Origin of the sequence: Vibrio sp. Vb1337 (assembly GCF_033338715.1) — a bacterium.
GTDB classification, from domain to species: Bacteria; Pseudomonadota; Gammaproteobacteria; order Enterobacterales; family Vibrionaceae; genus Vibrio; species Vibrio alginolyticus.
The window spans coordinates 1-1,650 of sequence record NZ_JAWOTD010000072.1; the positions used below are offsets into that span (position 1 = coordinate 1).

The following is a 1,650-nucleotide window of genomic DNA, read 5'->3' on the forward strand; positions in this document are numbered from 1 at the left end:
CAGTGCTTCATGCGCAATACGGCCATCTTTGTCTAAACCTTCCAGAAACTCGATCAAGCGATTAGTGGTCTTCCCCGCGGCGGATACCACCACCAGATCATTCTCGGCAGAGTATTCTTTGAGAATATCGGCCACACGTAAGTAACATTCAGGGTTTGCTAAGCTGCTGCCACCAAATTTATGTAACTGACGTTGTACACTCATTTTTTAGTTCTCCTATTACTGAGCAGCTTTTACAAAGGCTTGAGCGAGATCGGCAATCAGGTCTTGTGCATCCTCTAAACCCACAGACAGACGAAGCAGCTGATGCGACACGCCTGCTTCCGCTAATGCTTCTTCCCCCATGGCTCGATGCGTCATAGATGCGGGGTGACAAATCAAACTCTCCACGCCACCAAGCGACTCTGCAAGAGAAAACAGTTCGAGCTCTTTAACAAACACTTTAAGTTGCTCAAATGAGCCTGCAAATTCAAAGCTCAACATAGAACCAAAACCCGACTGCTGCTTTTTCGCGATTTCGTGACCAGGGTGATCTGGCAAGCTCGGATGGTAAATCTTCGCGACCAAAGCCTGCTGTTGTAGGTAGTTGAGTACGTGTTGAGAGCTTTCTTCGTGCACTCGCATACGGGCGCCTAAAGTGCGGATCCCACGCAACGTCATGTAACTATCGAAAGGCGTACCCGTGGCGCCAATACAGTTTCCCCACCATGCAAGTTCTTCTGCGTGCGCTTCTGTTTTGGTGATCACCACACCACCAATCACGTCCGAGTGACCATTAATGTATTTTGTGGTTGAGTGGATAACAAAATCAGCACCGAGATCCAAAGGCTTTTGGTACACCGGTGTCAAAAAGGTATTGTCTACCGCAACCAAAGCGCCCACTTGTTTGGCTTTTTCGCATACCGCAGCAATATCAACCACACGAACCAAAGGGTTCGATGGAGTTTCTAACAAAATAAGCTTTGGCTTTTTCGCTAGTGCAGCCTCTAGAGCTTGCTCATCCGATTGATCAACGAACTGCACTTTGAAGTCGCCTTTGTTAGCTCGTGTATTGAACAAACGGTATGTGCCACCATAGCAATCATGCGGTGCAACAATCAGATCATCTGGCCCAAGAAAAGCCGATACCCACAAGTTAAGTGCGGAAGTACCGCAGTTAGTCACCACTGCGCCTTTGCCAGACTCTAACTCTGATAACGCACTCTCTAGCAAACCACGGTTTGGGTTACCTGAACGCGTGTAATCGTATTTAGGGACTTCACCAAAAGCAGGGAAACCATAGTTGGTTGAAAGGTAGATTGGTGGAACAACAGCGTGGTATTGGCTGTCTGATTCGATACCAGTGCGTACAGCAATGGTCGCAGGCTTGCGGGTGCTCATGGGTGTATCCTTTCACGGGTGATGACTTCTAAATAGGAATGCGCTATATCTAATTTGTCAGATCTATCTGAACAACACTCTTCCTTAACTGTTCTGTTCACTTTACTTGTCAAAAAATGAGACGTCAACACTTCTAGACGTCTATATGTCTTTGCTTGTGGCAGTAAATGCAGCTAAAATCAGCACCTATATTAATTTTCAACTTATTACATAAATGAAGGTGTGCAATGGCTGACTGGAATGGCGAATACATTAGCCCATATGCTGAGC

General features: G+C 46.5%; 2 protein-coding genes. Both read right to left on the reverse strand.

Features of this window, described 5'->3' with window-relative positions; translation table 11 throughout:
- Positions 1–204: hypothetical protein (locus tag R7E42_RS23900; protein ID WP_318073075.1), on the reverse strand; the 204-nt coding region annotated here is incomplete at its 3' end.
- A 15-nt stretch (positions 205–219) separates the two neighbouring features.
- On the reverse strand, positions 220–1,380 hold the full coding sequence (locus R7E42_RS23905) for an O-succinylhomoserine (thiol)-lyase (protein ID WP_020839768.1): 1,161 nt from the start codon (positions 1,378–1,380) through the stop codon (positions 220–222).
- Between the last annotated feature and the right edge of the window lie 270 nt (positions 1,381–1,650).